At 64.3% G+C, this 17,611-nt stretch carries 15 protein-coding genes; 6 read left to right on the forward strand and 9 right to left on the reverse strand.

What is annotated here, in order from left to right; translation table 11 throughout:
• Nucleotides 1–705: 705 nt before the first annotated feature.
• Nucleotides 706–2,034, reverse strand: a complete 1,329-nt coding sequence (locus tag MHY23_RS10655; RefSeq protein ID WP_239307548.1) for a sodium:glutamate symporter — start codon at nt 2,032–2,034, stop codon at nt 706–708.
• Between the two features lie 80 nt (nt 2,035–2,114).
• On the opposite strand from MHY23_RS10655, the gene MHY23_RS10660 reads away from it, so the two are divergent.
• Nucleotides 2,115–3,128: a hypothetical protein gene (locus tag MHY23_RS10660; protein WP_239307538.1), complete on the forward strand. Its 1,014-nt coding sequence runs from the start codon at nt 2,115–2,117 to the stop codon at nt 3,126–3,128.
• Here the strand turns inward: MHY23_RS10660 and MHY23_RS10665 are convergent.
• Nucleotides 3,118–3,948 (reverse strand): carbon-nitrogen hydrolase family protein, encoded by an 831-nt coding sequence (locus tag MHY23_RS10665; RefSeq protein ID WP_239307539.1) that lies wholly within the window; start codon nt 3,946–3,948, stop codon nt 3,118–3,120. The genes MHY23_RS10660 and MHY23_RS10665 overlap by 11 nt on opposite strands.
• 91 nt (nt 3,949–4,039) lie before the next feature.
• On the opposite strand from MHY23_RS10665, the gene MHY23_RS10670 reads away from it, so the two are divergent.
• From MHY23_RS10670 to MHY23_RS10680, 3 genes are read left to right on the forward strand one after another with little or no spacing between them, the layout of a single operon-like run.
• Entirely contained in the window at nt 4,040–4,291 is a 252-nt protein-coding gene (locus MHY23_RS10670; protein WP_239307540.1) for a hypothetical protein, read from the forward strand.
• On the forward strand, nt 4,288–5,433 hold the full coding sequence (locus MHY23_RS10675) for an alpha/beta hydrolase (RefSeq protein WP_239307541.1): 1,146 nt from the start codon (nt 4,288–4,290) through the stop codon (nt 5,431–5,433). The genes MHY23_RS10670 and MHY23_RS10675 overlap by 4 nt, the downstream gene beginning before the upstream one ends.
• Nucleotides 5,434–5,491: 58 nt before the next feature.
• Nucleotides 5,492–7,258: a pyruvate dehydrogenase gene (locus MHY23_RS10680; RefSeq protein ID WP_239307542.1), complete on the forward strand. Its 1,767-nt coding sequence runs from the start codon at nt 5,492–5,494 to the stop codon at nt 7,256–7,258.
• A 154-nt stretch (nt 7,259–7,412) separates the two neighbouring features.
• On the opposite strand, the gene MHY23_RS10685 is transcribed toward MHY23_RS10680, so the two are convergent.
• From MHY23_RS10685 to MHY23_RS10715, 7 genes are all read right to left on the reverse strand, one after another.
• Nucleotides 7,413–7,817 (reverse strand): hypothetical protein, encoded by a 405-nt coding sequence (locus MHY23_RS10685; protein ID WP_239307543.1) that lies wholly within the window; start codon nt 7,815–7,817, stop codon nt 7,413–7,415.
• A 25-nt stretch (nt 7,818–7,842) separates the two neighbouring features.
• Nucleotides 7,843–8,262 (reverse strand): hypothetical protein, encoded by a 420-nt coding sequence (locus MHY23_RS10690; protein ID WP_239307544.1) that lies wholly within the window; start codon nt 8,260–8,262, stop codon nt 7,843–7,845.
• Nucleotides 8,263–9,030: 768 nt separating this feature from the next.
• A complete protein-coding gene (locus MHY23_RS10695; RefSeq protein ID WP_070472076.1) occupies nt 9,031–9,441 on the reverse strand; it encodes a heat shock protein transcriptional repressor HspR in 411 nt (136 codons plus the stop codon).
• Nucleotides 9,442–9,462: 21 nt separating this feature from the next.
• The gene (gene dnaJ / locus MHY23_RS10700) at nt 9,463–10,644 is read right to left on the reverse strand and encodes a molecular chaperone DnaJ (protein ID WP_239307545.1); all 1,182 of its coding nucleotides are present in this window, start codon (nt 10,642–10,644) and stop codon (nt 9,463–9,465) included.
• A 147-nt stretch (nt 10,645–10,791) separates the two neighbouring features.
• Nucleotides 10,792–11,487, reverse strand: a complete 696-nt coding sequence (grpE, locus tag MHY23_RS10705; protein ID WP_181889172.1) for a nucleotide exchange factor GrpE — start codon at nt 11,485–11,487, stop codon at nt 10,792–10,794.
• 36 nt (nt 11,488–11,523) lie between these two features.
• Nucleotides 11,524–13,365 (reverse strand): molecular chaperone DnaK, encoded by a 1,842-nt coding sequence (gene dnaK, locus MHY23_RS10710; RefSeq protein ID WP_239307546.1) that lies wholly within the window; start codon nt 13,363–13,365, stop codon nt 11,524–11,526.
• Nucleotides 13,366–13,610: 245 nt separating this feature from the next.
• Nucleotides 13,611–15,131 carry an aldehyde dehydrogenase family protein gene (locus MHY23_RS10715; protein WP_239307547.1) on the reverse strand — a complete coding sequence of 507 codons (1,521 nt, stop codon included), beginning with the start codon at nt 15,129–15,131 and terminating at the stop codon, nt 13,611–13,613.
• A 142-nt stretch (nt 15,132–15,273) separates the two neighbouring features.
• Between MHY23_RS10715 and MHY23_RS10720 the strand changes: the two genes are divergently transcribed.
• Both MHY23_RS10720 and MHY23_RS10725 read left to right on the forward strand, forming a co-directional pair.
• Nucleotides 15,274–16,677 (forward strand): AI-2E family transporter, encoded by a 1,404-nt coding sequence (locus MHY23_RS10720; protein WP_338026617.1) that lies wholly within the window; start codon nt 15,274–15,276, stop codon nt 16,675–16,677.
• A 45-nt stretch (nt 16,678–16,722) separates the two neighbouring features.
• Complete coding sequence (locus MHY23_RS10725; protein ID WP_181889175.1) at nt 16,723–17,247, forward strand: type 1 glutamine amidotransferase domain-containing protein; 525 nt, start codon at nt 16,723–16,725, stop codon at nt 17,245–17,247.
• Nucleotides 17,248–17,611: the final 364 nt, after the last annotated feature.

Here is a 17,611-nt window from a genome sequence, read left to right on the forward strand (position 1 = left end):
TCGATACATACCGGACCGTCGCTGGGGGCTCCGACGCGAAGGCACTTGAACTCTATTTATGGAATATTGGGGCGGCCGGTGCCGTCGCTGCGACCACCGGAATGGTCGAGGTGCAGCTGCGCAACAGTATCGACGCTCTACTTCAAGGGTGGAACGAGAACGAGCCCGTAAACGAGCCCGGTCGATCAGAACCGTATCCCCGCGGATGGCTTAAAGATCCTGCGCCGCGGCTCCGGCAGATTATCTCGCCCGCCAACCGGCCACCCATGTGGAAGAAGGCTGAACCCGCCCTTCTGGGCGAAGACGGCAACCCAACAAAGCCCAACCCAACGCATGACGATCTTGTGGCAGCCCTGCCGTTCGGATCCTGGTTGTTCCTTCTGCCACGCCCCGAAGTAACTTCCTCCCAGAACCCCAGGATGAGGGTTTGGAACGAGGCTCTCAGTTCGGCATTTGCCCCTAAGCAGGGATCTTCGTTCCAACATGCGAGCCACGCCGTGATCTATAAGTGGGCGAGCACCGTGCGATTCGCCCGCAATCGAGCGAGCCACTTGGAACCGCTTTTGGAGCCAACCGAGCTCATGCGGTACCACAAAGTCTGTCTCCGCCTAATGAACTCGATGAATCCTGCGGCAGCGTCTTGGTTAGCCGGCCAGCAGTATATCCCTGCCGCTTTGCGCCGCCGGCCGTTCTAAGCACCAAGCTTTACGACGATCTCGCGACCGGTATCCACTTCATCGCGTAAGCAAGCACGACCACCCCGACCGCGATGGCGAATGCGATCCAGCCGAAGATGGCCGTCACGCCCGCGATGACCGCGATCGGCGCAATGATGGTGGTGCCGATTTCGAACGGGGCGAAGCCGACGTAGGCCACGCCGTACTCGTTGAGCGTGCCGGATTTGAGCTTCGGGTCCACCATCTTCAAAAGCGCGATGCCGGTGGCCACGGCGGCGGTGGCCCAGCCCCAGCCGAACAGGCCGCGCTCGAGCCACTTGTCGCCGAAGAAGGTCGGGCCGGCCCAGAACATCCACACCACGCAGAACAGGGTGCCCAGCACGAAGATGAGCACGAGTGCCTGCCAGTAGCCAGCGAGTGCGGCGGGCACGATGGAGGCGATGCCGAAGGCGATCATGTAGTCCGTGGCGGCGCCGGAGACGGAGTTGATGGTGGAGCTGTCCAGGTAGTTCGGGCGGCCGGCGAGCTTGAGCAGCAGGCGGCCGATAAGCCCGATGACGAACGCCATGGCGAACAGCGGGATGGACACGTTCGGCCACTGGCCCTTGATCACGCTGTTGACCATGTAGGCGATGAGCACGGTGAACACGATGAAGCCGGCGTGCAGCGCCAACGGCTCGATGGACGACGGGTTGGTGGTGGCTTTGCCGATGGAGGGGCGCTCATCTTCGTTGTGGATGTAGCCGGTGCGCAGGTCGTCGGGAAGCGTGCCGGCGAGCTGGGAGGCCTTGCCCTTGCGGATGCCCCAGTTGGCCATGATCACGCCGCCCACGATGGCCACCAGGGTGCCCACGGTGGCGGAGGTGAAGCCGATGGAGGACGCGCCCTCCACGCCGATCTCCTCGAGCGCGGAGCCCACGGCCGCCGCGGTGCCGAAGCCGCCGACGAAGCCGACCGGCAGCATCATGCCGAACCACGGTTCAGTGCCGAACACCGGCGCGAACAGGTACACGCCGAGCAGCACGAACAGGCCCCATTGGCCCATAAACATGGCGGTGGAGTAGCCCCACATGTTGCGGGCGCCGGAGGCGACGGAACCGCCGAGCTCCATCGAGTAGGCCATGGAGGCGAACACCACCGCGATCAGGAGCGTGGTGTACGTGCCCACTTGGTCGGACCAGTGGATGACGCCCAGGACCTCGTCACCGAGCAGCAGGCCGAGCAGACCCGCGGTGATCGGGGCAGGCAGCAGCAGCGCCTGCAGCACCTTCAGCCGGTTGCGCAGGATGTTGCCGACGATGAGCAGGACCGAAATCCAGCCGATGTCCGTGAGCAGCGTATACGGGGTGAATTCCACCACAGCACCTCTTTTCTATCCACTTATCACATTCAAACCGGGTGCAACTTTAGCCCACAGGCGCTAGGTACCCTGTTTTTATGCCTTCCGCCCACTTTGCCGAGATATTGCGCACCCACGGCCAGCAGGTCAGCCACGCGTGGCGCGCCCGCTTCTCCGAGGCGTACCCGCAGGCAGAAATGATGCTGCCACCTGGCGACGAGATGCCGCCGATCCTGCTCCGCACCGCCCTCGCGGTGCTCGAGCGCCCCGCCGATAAGGTGCGCGACGAGCTCAAGGCGTTGGCGCTGGACCTGCGCCGCACCGGGTTCCCGGCCGAGGAGTACCCCAATGCGGTGCACATGCTTATCGACGAAGCCGGGGCCGACGCGCCCGAACTGATCCAGGCGGCGGAGCTCATGCGCGATGCCGCCTCACAGGCCGACTACGCCGGCGTGCCCGCCGCCACCGCCGCGCAGGTGACTAGCGTGGAGCACCGCGGCGGGGTACAGGTCGTGCGCCTAGAGGCCGGCACGCCGGTGCCGTACTCCCCCGGCCAGGTCATTCCCGTGATGTCGCCGAATCGGCCCGGCGAGTGGACCGGCCTGGTCCCCGCGCTGCCGTCCAACCAGCTCGGGCAGCTGGAGTTCCACGTTCCCGACGAGATGCAGTTGCAGCCGGGCGACTGGTTGACGTTGGGGGCGGCGCGGGGCGGGGTGCGCGGGGACGTCGATAGGCAATTGCTTCTGGTTGCCGCCGAGGGTGGGTTCGCGGCGGCGAAGGCGCTGGTGTTCCACTATTTGGAGCAGCCCGATCCGCCGGAGGTGCATCTCGTGGTCGGTGCGGACGAGCCCGAGGGGTTCTACGACACGGCGGCGCTGGACGCGCTTGCCAAGGCGCAGGACTGGCTGGACGTGACGTGGATTGCCGAAACGCGCGTGGGCGCGCCGCTGGAGCAGGTGGTTTCCGGCGCCGGCATGTGGTGGGGCCGCGGGGTGATCGTGTGCGCGAATGAGGAGCGCGCGGTGAGCCTGGCCGCGGCGCTGGAGGTGGCCGGGGCGCGGGACGTGCAGACCGTCGCCCCCGATGCGGCGCCGGAGTGGTTTAGCGCATAGCGCTGTGCTGCCTAATCGCCTCTAGCGGCAGCTGCTTGCGTGCCTCGTCTGCGTCAGTCGGGTCGATCTCCACCACCAGGGTTTCCGGGCCGTAGCCGGCCTCCGCGAGGCGTGTGCCAAACGGGTCCACCACCACCGAATGCCCCGCGCCCGTGGGGCCTGAGGGCTCGCCGGCCTTGGCTTCGAAGTCCGGGCGCGCCTGGTCGGCCGCCGCGATGAACACCCCGGCGTCCAGCGCACGCGCGGCGGTGAGGATGTGCCACTGCCCCACCTTGCCCGGCCCGTCCGCCCAGCTCGTGGGTACCACAACCACCTTTGCGCCGCGTTGGGCAAGCTGTTGGAACTGCTCCGGGAAGCGGATGTCAAAGCAGGTGGCCACCCCCACCGTCACGCCGTCGTGGACGAACGTGACCAGCTCACCACCTGCGCGCACTGTGTCCGACTCCTTGTAGTTGAAGGCGTCGTAAGTGTGGATCTTGTCGTATCCCTTATGCACCCCGCCGCCGGTGATCAGCGCGGTGTTGTAGACGCGGTTGAGTTCCTTGCCGTCCACGGTGTTGGTGTCTGCGGGGCGGAACATGCCGGCGACGATGGTGACGCGGAGCTCGTCGCTAAGCTTTTTCAGCCCTGTGGCGAACGGACCGTCCAGCTCTTCTGCCTGCGTATCCAGCCTCCCCTGCCCGAACGCTTGGCTGGCGGCCTCGGGCAGGACGATCAGCGTTGCGCCTTGGGCGGCGGCGTCGCGGACCTGTGGTTCGATGGCGGCCAAATTTTCCATCTTGTCGCTGCCGGTGGCGATTTGCAATAGCGCGATCTTCATGTGGATAACTCTAGGTGCGCCTCAAGGGAGTTATCCACAGATTTGAAAAGGGGTATTGCGTCGCTTGTTGCGTTCGCGGATGGTTCGTTGCATGACATTTCTTCAATTGACCACAGAGACCGCACGTGCCGCCCGCAGCTGCATCCGCAGCTTCGGCGCCCTTCCCACCGCCCACTTAAGCCCGTCGCGCTCCGCATCCGCGCTCGCAACGTTGCAGGACACGGAGCATTTGCTTGTCGACGACACCACGTCCCGCCTTGACACCCACCTCCACGATGTCGTCGCGTTTGCGTCCGAAGTGGAGCAGGCAGATGCCCGATTCGGCAAGGAGCTAACGCCATGACATACAAACCAGCACTGATCGCATCCGAATTGTTCGCCGCGGCCGCCGCCACCAGATTGGCCGCTGAGAGTACGCGGGAAAGGGCGGAACACGCGCCGTTTTCAGCCGCTGTGATTGCGGATTCCGGGTTCCGCGGCCCCGCGTTCGAGGTCTCTGCGGCCAGGTTTGCGGACTACGGCTCGTCGCTAGGCGCAAGCGCCGAGCGGCTGGAGCAAGCCTCGGTGGCTTTGGTCGCCGCCGCCGCACTGCAGCAGCAGTTTGACGAGGCCGCCGAGTTCATCGGCATGTACTCCCACTCACGTGTCGTGCTGTGGCTCAACGGCATGTCCATGATGCTGGACCTGAGGCTGTCTCGGACCCTGTTGGGCGCATCTGGCAAAGAGCAGGACTACGACCCGCTGTTCGACCACCCGGACGAGTCCTTCGAATCCCTGCACGCCCGGCACGCGCAGACGGTGCCGGCCTCCACGCTGCGCGCGGTGGAGGACGCCGGCGGCGTTCTCCTGGAGGCCGGGCCGACCGCGAGCACGGTGCTCGTCGGCGACGCGGTGGACCCGGCGCGCGTGATCACCATGGTCGCAGGCGCCACCACCGGCAAACCCTCGCAGCTGCCGGGCGAGCTGGAAAAGGCCCGGATGCTGTCGGAGAAAACCGGGGCCGCGGTCGTGGTGTGGCAGGGATACGCCCCTCCCCCGCTGCTCACGGACGCTGCCTCGCCCCACCGCGCCCACGCCGGCGCGGACGACCTCGCCATGTTCCAAGCCGCGCTGGAGGAGCGCTTCCCTGACGCGCAGAAGACCGTGGTGTCCCACAGCTACGGCACGCTTTTGGCCACGAAGGCGGCGCACCAGCACGGGTTGCTCGCGGACGACCTGTGGATCCTGGGCAGCGCTGGCGTGTCTGGCGAGCACGTCTCAAAGCTGACGCTCGCAGGGCCGGAGGCGACGGTGCACGTGGTGGATTCCCCCGAAGACCCGATTCTGCTGCTGCGCTCCGGGCCGACGGCGGCGCTCGGCTCCTCACCGTCGTACATCGGGTGGGGCGGCGAGCGTGTGCTGGGTGTGAGAGGCGACCACACCGACTACTTCACAGACCCCGCGTTCTTGTCTGCTTTGCAACAGCGCGCCGACCCGCCTGCGTAAATGTCGTTACCATGGCGCACGTTGAATGAAACCACCTATAAGGAGAATTAGGTAGACAATGCCCAACTTTGCAGAACAAGTAGTCAAGCGCCTAGAGGATCAAGGCATTAAGCGCATTTACGGCCTGGTGGGCGATTCGCTCAACCCGCTGTCCGACGCCGTGCGTCAAAGCGACATCGAGTGGGTCCACGTGCGCAACGAGGAGGCCGCCGCCTTCGCCGCGGGCGCCGATTCCCTCGCCGCCGATGAGCTCGCCGTGTGCGGCGCCTCTTGCGGCCCGGGTAACACCCACTTCGTGCAGGGCCTGTTTGAGTCCCACCGCAACGGCGCGAAGGTGCTGGCCATCGCGTCCCACATCCCCACCATGGAAATCGGCTCCTCCTTCTTCCAGGAGACCCACCCGGAGCTGCTCTTCCAGGAGTGCTCCTCCTACTGCGAGGTTGTCCACGAGGCGGACCAGGGCATGCGTGTGTTGCACAACGCCCTGCAGAACACCCTCGCTGGCAACGGTGTGTCCGTGATGATCGTGCCTGGCGACGTCTTCGCCGCCGACACCGCCGAGGGCCCGCACACCGCGGACTCCGTGTACGCCACCGGCGCCAACAAGCGCGTCTACCCGGACCCGCACGAGGCTGCCCGCCTAGTGGAGGCGATTAACAAGGCCGACAAGGTCACCCTGTTCTGCGGCTACGGCGCGCGCGACGCACGCGACGAGGTCTTCGCCCTGGCGGAGAAGATCAAGTCCCCCATCGGCCACTCCTTCCGCGGCAAGATGTACTTCGAGTACGACAACCCGTACGACGTCGGCATGTCCGGCCTGCTCGGCTACGGCGCTTGCCTGGACGCGATGGAAGAGTCCGACCTGTTCATCATGGTGGGCACCGACTTCCCGTACACCGACTGGCTGCCGGACGAGAACGTCGCCCAGATCGACATCGACGGCACCCACATCGGCCGCCGCACCAAGGTGGACTACCCGGTCGTCGGCGACGTGAAGAGCGTCATCGAAAACATCCTCCCGCACATCGAGGAGAAGTCCGACCGCAAGTTCCTGGACAAGATGCTCAAGCGCCACTACCAGCTGCTCGAGCACGTGGTGAAGCACTACACCCACAAGGCAGCGGAGTCCAAGAAGCCGATCCACCCGGAGCTCGCCGCATCCGTGCTGGACAAGCTCGCGGACGACGACGCCTACTTCACCGTCGACACCGGCATGTGCAACGTGTGGTCCTCGCGTTACCTCACCCCGAACGGCAAGCGCGACGAGGCTGCATCGTTCCTTCACGGCACCATGGCGAATGCGCTGCCGATGGCGATCGGCGTGCAGGCCGCGTTCCCGGACCGCCAGGTCATCTCCTGGTCCGGCGACGGCGGGCTGGGCATGCTCATGGGCGAGCTGCTCACCATCAAGCTGCACCAGCTGCCGGTGAAGGTGATCTGCTTCAACAACTCCTCGCTGGGCATGGTGAAGCTGGAGATGATGGTGGCCGGCATGCCGTACTTCGGCACCGACCACGAGCAGGCCAACTACGCCGAGATTGCCAAGGGCGTGGGCATTAAGTCCTTCCGCATCGAGGACCCGGACGACCTCGAGCCGGTGCTCAAGGAGGCCCTGGCCTACGACGGCCCAGTGCTCGTGGACATTGTCACCGACCCGGAGGCACTCTCCCTGCCGCCGGGAATCACCTGGGACATGATGAAGGGCTTCACCAAGTCCGGCGCCCGCACCGCCTTCCTCGAGGGCGGCGTCGGCCGCCTGTTCAACCTGGCCAAGTCCAACCTCCGCCACATCGGCGGTGCCGCGGCCATCGAGTTCGGCGGTTAAGTCCGGCTCGGTAGCCTCCTCAATGCGGAAACACATCGGCGTATGTAGTGTTGTGGAGGCTTCAAAAAGCCCCTAGCCCTCCATGGCTAGGAAGCGTTTCGAATTTTCTAAGCACAAACGCCCGCGCTCACGTGTTCATTGCGCGGGCGTTTTGTCATTCGGTGTCCGACTTCCACTGCCGGTATCCCAGAGCCCGCCGGATCAGCGCCGACCACCCGACGACCTGCAGCACAATGGACGCCGCACCAAATGTGGCGTTGAGCCAAAACTGATCCTCGTACGGAAACCCGGTCAGCCCCAGCACCAGGCCGGCGACGTACGCGACGCCCAGGTAGCCGGCATCAACGATGAAATCGTTCACCCGGCGGTTCTGCAGCGGAAGCCCGATGAGCAGCGCCGAGGCAAGCATCCCCAGCAGGGGGACGACAACGTAGCCGCCGAATACCGCCACGCCTGGAAACGCGACACACAAAATGGCGATCAGCAGAGACTCGGGGATGCGAAAACCCCACGGTCGCGTGTCCTTGAGCAGCGGCGGTTCGCTGACACCTGCCATCATGCGGCCGAGTATACGAGCCTCCGCGTCACTTCCTCTTCCACGCCAGGAGCGCAATTCCGCGCCGCAGCGCCGCGGAAACCCCGGTCAAAATTATGGCTGCGGCGACGTACGGCATGATGGCCGGCAGCGCGCCGTACGGATTGTCGCTTTTGGCCAAAATTACTGCGACGATAACGCCCACCACGACGTAGGCGGCATCTCCCCAAAACTTGTTTACCGGCTGGCGCTGCAGCGGAATGCCCAGCACCATGCACATCAGCAAAACACCCAGAAACATCGGGGCGATGAAAAACAGTGCAAACCCAAAACCGGCGCTGATTTCACTGTTCGCGTCCTCAACCACCATCCACGCGAACGCCGCAACCAGCAGGATGACTTCCGGGAAACGGAACCGCCACGGACCGGTCTCTTTGAGCAGCGGCGGGGCGCCAGCCTGAGTCGTCATGCGGCCGAGTTTAAGACTCCGACGGCTACCGCGCGCTGCGCCGGCGGCGTCGAGAAGCAGCTGGCTCCCACATGATCATCGCTGAAGATGGAAATTCAGTAACCCCGGCGATGTGCTTTCGCAGGGATCGTTCCGGGGCTTTCAGTGGGAGAGTATACAGGGGACCTCCTCGACCCCCTCGCGCGACGTCTTAGGCTTGACCATTCTGGTGGCCACCCCGGCGCCAAAGAACATTGGTTGTTTTGTGCCGATCGCTACGTAACAGATTGGATACGAATGATTCCTCAATCGCGCGTCAGATAACTGGCCGCCTTACCATTGCGGCGAATTTGTCGTAATTGCTGTACCTGATAGGAGACCGACAATTAATTTCTCGATGCAGGAATTTCTCGTCTATGCGATCCTGGCTTTCATCGTAATTGCGGTGATTTGGTGGGTAGTCAAAATTCTGAATGGTTTCGCCAACGGGTACCGATCGGTGAATAAAGCGGATTTGCGTACTGATACCGAAAAGCAAATGGACAGGATGTAGGGGGAGCTTGCTAAGCGAAAAAGGGCGAGGAACTATTGAAGTCCTCGCCCCTTTTTGCGATTTTCTAAGGCTTGATTTCTACGCAGACGTAGTTACTCCACTGTCCTTAAACCTTTACGCGACTGCGCCGGCGGATCTCCCCGGCTAAGCCGTTCGGTGGGGTTGTTCGACCACTCCTGCGTCCAGACAATCACGCGTTGATGGGCTCCGAGCGCACCGCCCGTAAGGAGAACTACCTACCGCGCGGAGCGCCGGCGGCGTCGAGAAGCAGCTGGCTCCCACGTGACCACCGCTGTGGAGCGGGGGACGTGCACGAGCTCGCCGCCCCGGCGCCCACCGGACTGCAGCTTCTGGCGCAGCTCCTCGTTGTGTCCGCGCTGGGTTTCCAGCTCGTCCTGGAGGTCCTCGATCTGTTGGGACAGCTCGATGATCGTCTTAATGCCGGCGAGGTTGACGCCCTCCTCCTGGGAGAGGTGCTGGATGCGGCGCAGCATGGAGATGTCGCGGCGCGAGTAGCGGCGGCCGCCGCCCTTGGTGCGCATCGGCGTGACCAGGCCGAGCCGGTCGTAGGTGCGCAGGGTCTGCGCGTGCATGCCGGTGAGCTCGGCGGCAACGGAGATGACAAAGTACTCCTGTTTTTCATCCATTGTCTACACCTCCTTCCTGGGCTAGAGCCCGGCCCACCCGGCGCGCGGGTCGAAGCCGGAGTCCTTCTCAGCCTGGGCGTAGGCGCGCAGCGCGGAGGTGGCGGACGGATCCAGGTCCTTGGGCACCTTCACCTCGACGGTTACCATCAGGTCGCCGGCGCCGGAGCGCTTCGGGATGCCTCGGCCCTTCACGCGCAGAGTGCGCCCATTCGGGGTGCCTGCCGGGACCTTCACCTTCACTGGGTTGTCCAGGGTGGGCACCGTGATGGTTGCGCCGAGGGCGACCTCGGAGAACGCGACCGGGACGGTGACTTCTAGGTCGTCGCCGGAGCGGGTGAACACCTCGTCGCCTCGCACGTGCACGGTGACAAACAGGTCGCCGGCGGGCGTGCCGTTCGGGCCTGCCTCACCTTGGCCTGCCAGGCGCACCTTCTGCCCGTCGATCACGCCGGCGGGGATGCGCACGGTGATCGAGCGGGTGCGCCGCACGGTGCCGGTGCCGCCGCAGGTGGTGCAGGGGTCCTCGATGATCTCGCCGGTGCCGCCACAGTTCGTGCAGGGACGCGCCATGCCGAACGCGCCGGAGTTCTCGCGGATGAAGCCGGAACCGGAACACGTCTGGCAGGTATGCGTCTTGCCGTCCTTGGAGCCGGAGCCGTGGCAAGTGGTGCACGGCGCCTCGCCGGTGAGCTCGACCGGGATGGTCGTGCCCTTGGCTGCTTCGCGGAAGTCGAGGGTTATTTCCGTTTCGACGTCGGCCCCCCGCGACGGCCGAGCGTTCCTGCCAGCACCGCCGCGGCCGCCAAAGAAGCCACCGAAGATATCACCAAGGCCGCTGTCTCCAGCTTGTCCACCAGCGGCTGATCCGAAGATGTCGGAGAGGTCGAATTCCGCTTCCGTGCCGCGAAACCCGCCCGGAAAGCCGGACCCTCCTCCCCGCCCGAACCGGCCGAAGCCGCCCGAGCTGATCATGGATTTCAGCTGGTCGTATTCCTTGCGCTTCTGCTCGTCGCCGATAACGTCGTACGCCTCGGCCACCCGCTTGAACTTCTCCTCCGCCTTCTTGTCGCCGGGGTTGGAATCGGGGTGGTTTTCGCGTGCGAGCTTGCGGTATGCCTTCTTAATGTCGGCAGCGCTTGCCGACGAGCTCACGCCCAAGTCGCCGTAATAATCCTTATCTGCCCATTCTTGCTGCATAGCCATCTCGCACCCTCCTTTCCTCTACAAAGAGTATTGAGTCTGTCTCGCTAAAGTTTGTTCACTAATTTATCTAAGTACAAAGGCCGGGGACGAGGCCGCGTGGGTCTCCGCGCTACCTCATTCCCCGGCCCTGGCATCCGAGCGTGTTGGTTACTCGGTGGTGTCGGCTTCTGGCTCGCCGGCCGGCTCGGCGGGATCGGCTGGATCCGCAATGATCACCATGGCGTTTCGCACCAGGCGGTCCCCGATCATGTAGCCCTTGCGCAGCACCGTGCCCACGGCCTTGGTGTCGCCCTGGGACAGGTCCTGCACTGCCTCGTGGATCTCCGGGTTGAACGCATCGCCCTCGGCGCCGAACTCCTTGATGCCCTGGCCGGCAACGATCGTGCGGAACTTGTCGGCAAACGCCTTCAGCGGGCCCTGCTCCAAGTCGCCGTGCTGCTCGGCCAGATCCAGGTCGTCCAGAAGCGGCAGCAGCTGGGTGGCGAACTTCGCCTTCGCAGTGTTGGCCAGCTCGCCGCGCTCACGCTCGGTGCGGCGGCGGTAGTTGGCGTACTCCGCGCTGACTCGCTGGAGCGACTCGGTGCGCTCCGCCAGCTGCAGCTCGATGTCGCTGACTGCGCCATCCCCGTCCACATCCGGGTCGATCTCGTTCTCCGCGATCTTCGCGGCGTCCTCGAGCTCGGCGTCCGCGGCTAAGAGGGGGTCTTCGTCCGTGGCAAGCGCCTCGGACTCAGCGGCCTCGTCGGCGAGCGTTTCCGCCTGGTCGGGGGACACGTACTCGGGGTCCGTGGCCTCCGGAGCGCCCGGGTTGTCCGGCATCTGCTCATTGTGCGGGTTCGTCATCAGAGGTCGCCTCCTTTCTCGGTTGCTGGGCCGGGTCTACTTGTTGTCGGAATCGGTTGCGTCGTCGTCCTCGACAACCTCGGCGTCGACCACGTTGTCGTCGCCTGCTGCGGCGTCAGCCTGGGTTGCGCCTTCGTTCGCCTGAGACTCGTAGAGCGCGGTGCCCATTGCCTGGGACTCGGTGGTCAGCTTCTCCACGGCGGACTTGATGGCATCCAGGTCCTCGCCCTTGAGCGCCTCATCCACAGCGTCAGCGGCCTCGGTGACTCGGCCCTTGATGTCCTCCGGCAGCTTCTCGCCGTTTTCATCCATGAACTTGCGGGTCTGGTAGGCCATGGTCTCCGCGTTGTTGCGGGTCTCCTGCTCCTCGCGGCGCTTCTTGTCTTCGTCGGCGTGAGCCTCGGCGTCCTTGATCATGCGATCGATCTCTTCGTCGGACAGACCGGAGCCGTCCTGGATCTTGATCGTGTTCTCCTTGCCGGTGGCCTTGTCCTTCGCGGACACGGACACGATGCCGTTGGCGTCGATGTCGAAGGTGACCTCGATCTGCGGCACACCGCGCGGAGCCGGTGCGATGCCTGCCAGCTCGAAGGAGCCGAGCAGCTTGTTCGCGGAAGCGATCTCGCGCTCGCCCTGGAAGACCTGGATCTGCACGGACGGCTGGTTGTCCTCAGCCGTGGTAAAGGTCTCCGAACGCTTCGTCGGGATGGTGGTGTTGCGCTCGATGAGCTTGGTCATCACGCCGCCCTTGGTCTCGATGCCGAGGGAAAGCGGAGTGACGTCGAGAAGCAGCACGTCCTTGACGTCGCCGCGCAGCACGCCGGCCTGCAGAGCAGCACCCAGCGCCACAACCTCGTCCGGGTTGACGGACTTGTTCGGCTCCTTGCCGGTCAGTTCCTTGACCAGCTCGGACACGGCCGGCATGCGGGTGGAGCCGCCGACCAGGACCACGTGGTCGATGTCGCCGACAGACATGCCGGCGTCCTTGACCACCTGGTTGAACGGGCTCTTGGTGCGGTCCAGCAGGTCGGAGGTGATCTTCTGGAACTCGGTGCGGGTCAGCGTCTCATCCAGGAACAGCGGGTTCTTCTCGGAGTCCACGGTGATGTACGGCAGGTTGATGGAGGCCTGCTGTGCGGACGACAGCTCAATCTTGGCCTTCTCCGCAGCCTCGCGCAGACGCTGCATCGCCATCTTGTCCTTGGACAGGTCAACGCCGTTCTGAGACTTGAACTTGTCCACGAGCCACTCGACGATGCGGTTGTCCCAGTCGTCGCCGCCGAGCTCGTTGTCGCCGGCGGTAGCCAGCACCTCGACGACACCGTCGCCGATCTCCAGCAGGGACACGTCGAAGGTGCCGCCGCCAAGGTCGAAGACCAAGATGGTCTCTTCCTTCTCGTTCTTGTCAAGGCCGTACGCCAGGGCAGCCGCGGTCGGCTCGTTCACAATGCGCAGCACATCGAGGCCCGCGATCTGGCCGGCCTCCTTGGTGGCCTGGCGCTGAGCGTCCTCGAAGTACGCCGGGACGGTAATAACAGCCTCGGTGACCTCCTCACCGAGGTACGCCTCAGCGTCGCGCTTCAGCTTCTGCAGGGTGCGGGCGGAGATCTCCTGCGGGGTGTACTTCTTGTCGTCGATCTCCACGGTCCAGTCCTCGCCCATGTGGCGCTTGACGGAGCGGATGGTGCGGTCGACGTTGGTCACAGCCTGGTTCTTCGCGGACTGGCCAACCAGGACCTCGCCGTTCTTCGCGAAAGCGACGACGGACGGGGTGGTGCGGGAGCCCTCCGCGTTAGCGATCACAACCGGCTCGCCGCCCTCGAGGACGGAGACGACCGAGTTCGTGGTGCCAAGGTCAATACCAACTGCACGTGCCATAAGAGTTATTCCTCCTGTTGAGAAGTGGTTTATCAGTAAGTTGATGTGCTCCGACTCAACTTGACGGCCACCACTATAACACCGGCGGCGACGTTCTTGAGTCTGTCGCACTCATAGGTAACAACGGCACGTGCGGCAAAGTTGTTCCCACTCGACGCAACTTTCTTTGTTCCTGCAGTTCAATGCCAAGAAAAAGCCTCCGGCTGCGTGGGCAACCGGAGGCGTAAACGTCGAGAAGCAACTGCTTAGAACAGGCCAGTCTCCTGCTCGGAGTAGGAGACCAGGAGGTTCTTGGTCTGCTGGTAGTGGTCCAGCATCATCAGGTGCGTCTCGCGGCCGATGCCGGACTGCTTGTAGCCGCCGAACGCCGCGTGCGCCGGGTAGGTGTGGTACTGGTTCACCCACACGCGACCAGCCTGAATGGCGCGGCCAGCCTTGTACGCCGTGGTGCCGGAGCGCGCCCACACGCCCGCGCCCAGGCCGTAAATGGTGTCGTTGGCGATGGAGATGGCCTCGTCGAAATCCTTGAAGGTGGTCACGGACATCACCGGGCCGAAGATCTCCTCCTGGAAGATGCGCATGTCGTTGGTGCCCTTGAAGACGGTCGGCTCGATGTAGAGGCCGTTTTCCAGGCCGTCGATTGTGTTCACGCCGCCGCCGGTGAGCACCTCCGCGCCCTCCTGGGGGCCGAGCTCCAGGTAGGACTGGATCTTGTTCATCTGCTCGGTGGAGGCCTGCGCGCCCATCATGGTGTCGGTGTCCAGCGGGTTGCCCGTCTTGATCTGCTTGACGCGCTGCACGCCGAGCTCCAGGAACTCGTCTGCGATGGACTCGTGCACCAGCGCGCGCGACGGGCAGGTGCACACCTCGCCCTGGTTCAGCGCGAACATGGCGAAGCCTTCGACGGCCTTCTTCTTGAAGTCGTCGTCCTTTTCAAAGATGTCCTCGAAGAACAGCGCCGGGGACTTGCCGCCGAGCTCGAGCGTGACCGGGATGATCTTGTCCGCCGCGGCCTTGTTGATGATCTTGCCCACCTCGGTCGAGCCGGTGAAGGCGATCTTGGCGATGCGGTCGGAGCCGGACAGCGCCGCACCCGCCTCGTCGCCCATGCCGTTGACGATGTTCAGCACGCCCGCCGGGATGAGGTCGCCGACCAAATCCATCAGGTACAGGATCGACGCCGGGGTCTGCTCCGCCGGCTTGAGCACGATCGCGTTGCCCGCAGCCAGCGCCGGGGCGAGCTTCCATGCGGCCATGAGCAGCGGGAAGTTCCACGGGATGATCTGGCCGACCACGCCGAGCGGCTCGTTGAAGTGGTACGCGACGGTGTCCTCGTCGATCTGGCTCAGGCGGCCCTCCTGCGCGCGCAGCGCACCCGCGTAGTAGCGGAAGTGGTCGATGGCCAGCGGGATGTCGGCGGCGAGCGTCTCGCGCACCGCCTTGCCGTTCTCCCAGGTTTCCGCCACGGCGAGCTCCTCGAGGTGCTCCTCCATGCGGTCCGCGATCTTCAGCAGCACCATCGCGCGCTCCGCCGGGGAGGTCTTGCCCCAGGCGGGCGCGGCCTTATGCGCGGCGTCGAGCGCGAGGTTGATGTCGGCTTCCTTACCGCGCGCGACCTGGCAGAACACCTCGCCAGTGACGGGGGTGATGTTGTCGAAGTACTCGCCGTCCACCGGGGCGACCCAGTCGCCGCCGATGTAGTTGTCGTAGCGCTCGCGGTACTTCACGTTCGAGCCTTCAGTTCCAGGGTTCGGGTAGACGGTCATGTCCAGGCCTTTCTTACATCGAGTATTGTTTGTGGTTCACGCTACACTTTTATTGCCGTGTGGTCTAGGACATTTTGCCTATCGACGTCCCTCCGGCTCCCCACACATATGCATCAACCAGCATCTCTGGCACAATGACCGCGTGACTAAACACGAAAACAACGACTACGTCGGCGCACTCGACACCGCCGTCGACGATGTCCGGATGCTGCCCACTCCGGCAGACGCGGCCCAGGAGCTCTCCAAGGAGCCCGTAGACCGCGGCGACATCATCGCCTCCGACGGCCGCACCGCCGCCGCATGGGCGCTGCGCTTCATCATCATCGTCGCCGCCACCGCGATCCTGCTCTACCTGCTCAAATGGGTCTGGATGGGCCTGCTTCCCATCCTGCTCGCCCTGATCCTGGCCACCGTGCTGTGGCCGCCGGTGCGCTGGATGCGAAACCACAAGATCCCCGCCGCCCTCGCCGTGTTCATCACGCTGATCGGCACCTTCGGCATCCTCGGCGGCATCATCGCCGCAATGGCGCCAACCGTGAAGTCGCAAGGCACCGAACTCGGCCACCAGGCGGAACAGGGCATCAACCAGATCATCGCCTGGCTGAAGGAACAGAACTTCACCTTCCTCGAGCCGGAACGCATCCAGCAGGCCGTGGACCAGGCCACCGCGTTTGTGAAGGGCCAGGCGTCGAACATCGCCTCCGGGGTGTTCTCCGGCATCGGCGCGATTACGTCGGTAGGCACGACGCTCGCGTTGACACTCGTGCTGCTGTTCTTCTTCCTCAAAGACGGCGACCGCTTCCTGCCGTGGGTCCGCAAGTACACCGGCGTGCGCGCCGGCTGGCACCTCACCGAGGTGTGCATGCGCTCCTGGAACACCCTGTCCGGCTTCATCCGCACCCAGGCCATCGTGTCCTTGGTGGACGCCATCTTCATCGGCCTGGGCCTGATCTTCCTGGGCGTGCCGCTGTGGCCGGTGCTGGCTGTGGTGACCTTCTTCGCCGGCTTCATCCCCATCGTCGGTGCGATCTCCGCAGGCGCACTGGCTGTGATCATCGCGCTGGTGTCCAACGGGTTCATGAACGCCGTGTTCGTGCTGATCCTCATCATCGCCGTGCAGCAGCTGGAGGGCAACGTTCTCTCCCCGATCCTGCAGTCCCAGGCCATGGGCCTGCACGCCGCCGTGGTCCTGCTCGCCGTGGCCGTGGGCGGCACCCTGTTCGGCATCGTCGGCGCGTTCCTCGCCGTGCCGGTCGCCGCCGTCGCCGCGGTGTGGCTGCGCTACTGGGCGGAGATGGTCTCGCTGCGCTCCGGTGAAATCACCGCAGACGAGATAGCCATGGCCACGCAACAGACCCAAACCATGGACTCGAAGTCTTCCTTCCTCGCCGTGCGCGACCACATGATGAGCATGGCGAAGCGCGAGAAGTCCAACACCAAGGTCCCCGTCAAGGAAGGCCTCGGCTCCACCCGCGTGCCGCTTGGCGACGCCGAGGGAGAGCCCGACGTCCCGGGCCGCACCCACGCCATCAACGACGAAGAATAGGTACGGTGGGCGCCGCACTTACTCATCGACGAAAGGACGTAAACCATGGCCGACCTCAACGGCAAGAACATCGCGATCATCGCCACCAACGGCTTTGAGGATTCGGAGCTGACCTCCCCGAAGGAGGCCGTAGAGTCCGCCGGTGCGACCACCAAGGTCGTCTCCACCGAGACCGGTGAGATCGAGGGCAAGAAGGGCGCGAAGGTAGCTGTCGACGCCAAGACTGCCGACGCCTCCGTCGACGAGTTCGACGCGCTTATCCTGCCCGGCGGCACCATTAACGCCGACACCATCCGCACCGACGCCGACGCCGTCGCCCTGGTCAAGGCGTTCAAGGATGCCGGCAAGCCGATCGGTGTGATCTGCCACGGCGGCTGGATCCTTGCCGATGCCGACCTGCTCAAGGGCGTCAAGCTCACCTCCGTAGCCAACGTCAAGACCGACCTGGCCAACGCCGGCGCCAACTGGGTCGACGAGGAAGTTGTGGTCGACTCCGGCTTCATCTCCTCTCGCACCCCGGACGACCTGCCGGCGTTCAACGCCACGATCGTGGAGGAGTTCGCGAAGTAGGGCCCTGTTCCCTCCGCCCGCTGGGTTTGCCCCGGCGGGCGTTTTCTTTGCCTGATGTGGGAGTTGGCTTCAGCGCGGACCGATTCTCCGGTTCAGTGCTGTCGAAAGTTCGAATCGTCTAGCAACCTCAGCGAAACGCTAGACGATTAGGCCAATACCGGCAATCGTTTTCAACATCACCTGGGGAAACACCACCCGGCTTGGCTGATCGTCTAGCAGCGTTGGGTGGGCTACTAGACGATCCGTGTTATGTCTATGGACATTTTGGACGCGGAGTCTGGTCACTTATTGGACATGGAGTCTGGTGACTTATTGGACACGGAGTCCAATGGCTTTTTGGACACCCTCCTAGTGGTGGTCTTAT

The sequence above is a fragment of the Corynebacterium sp. ACRQP genome (assembly GCF_022345915.1).
In the GTDB taxonomy this organism is placed as follows: Bacteria; Actinomycetota; Actinomycetes; order Mycobacteriales; family Mycobacteriaceae; genus Corynebacterium; species Corynebacterium lehmanniae.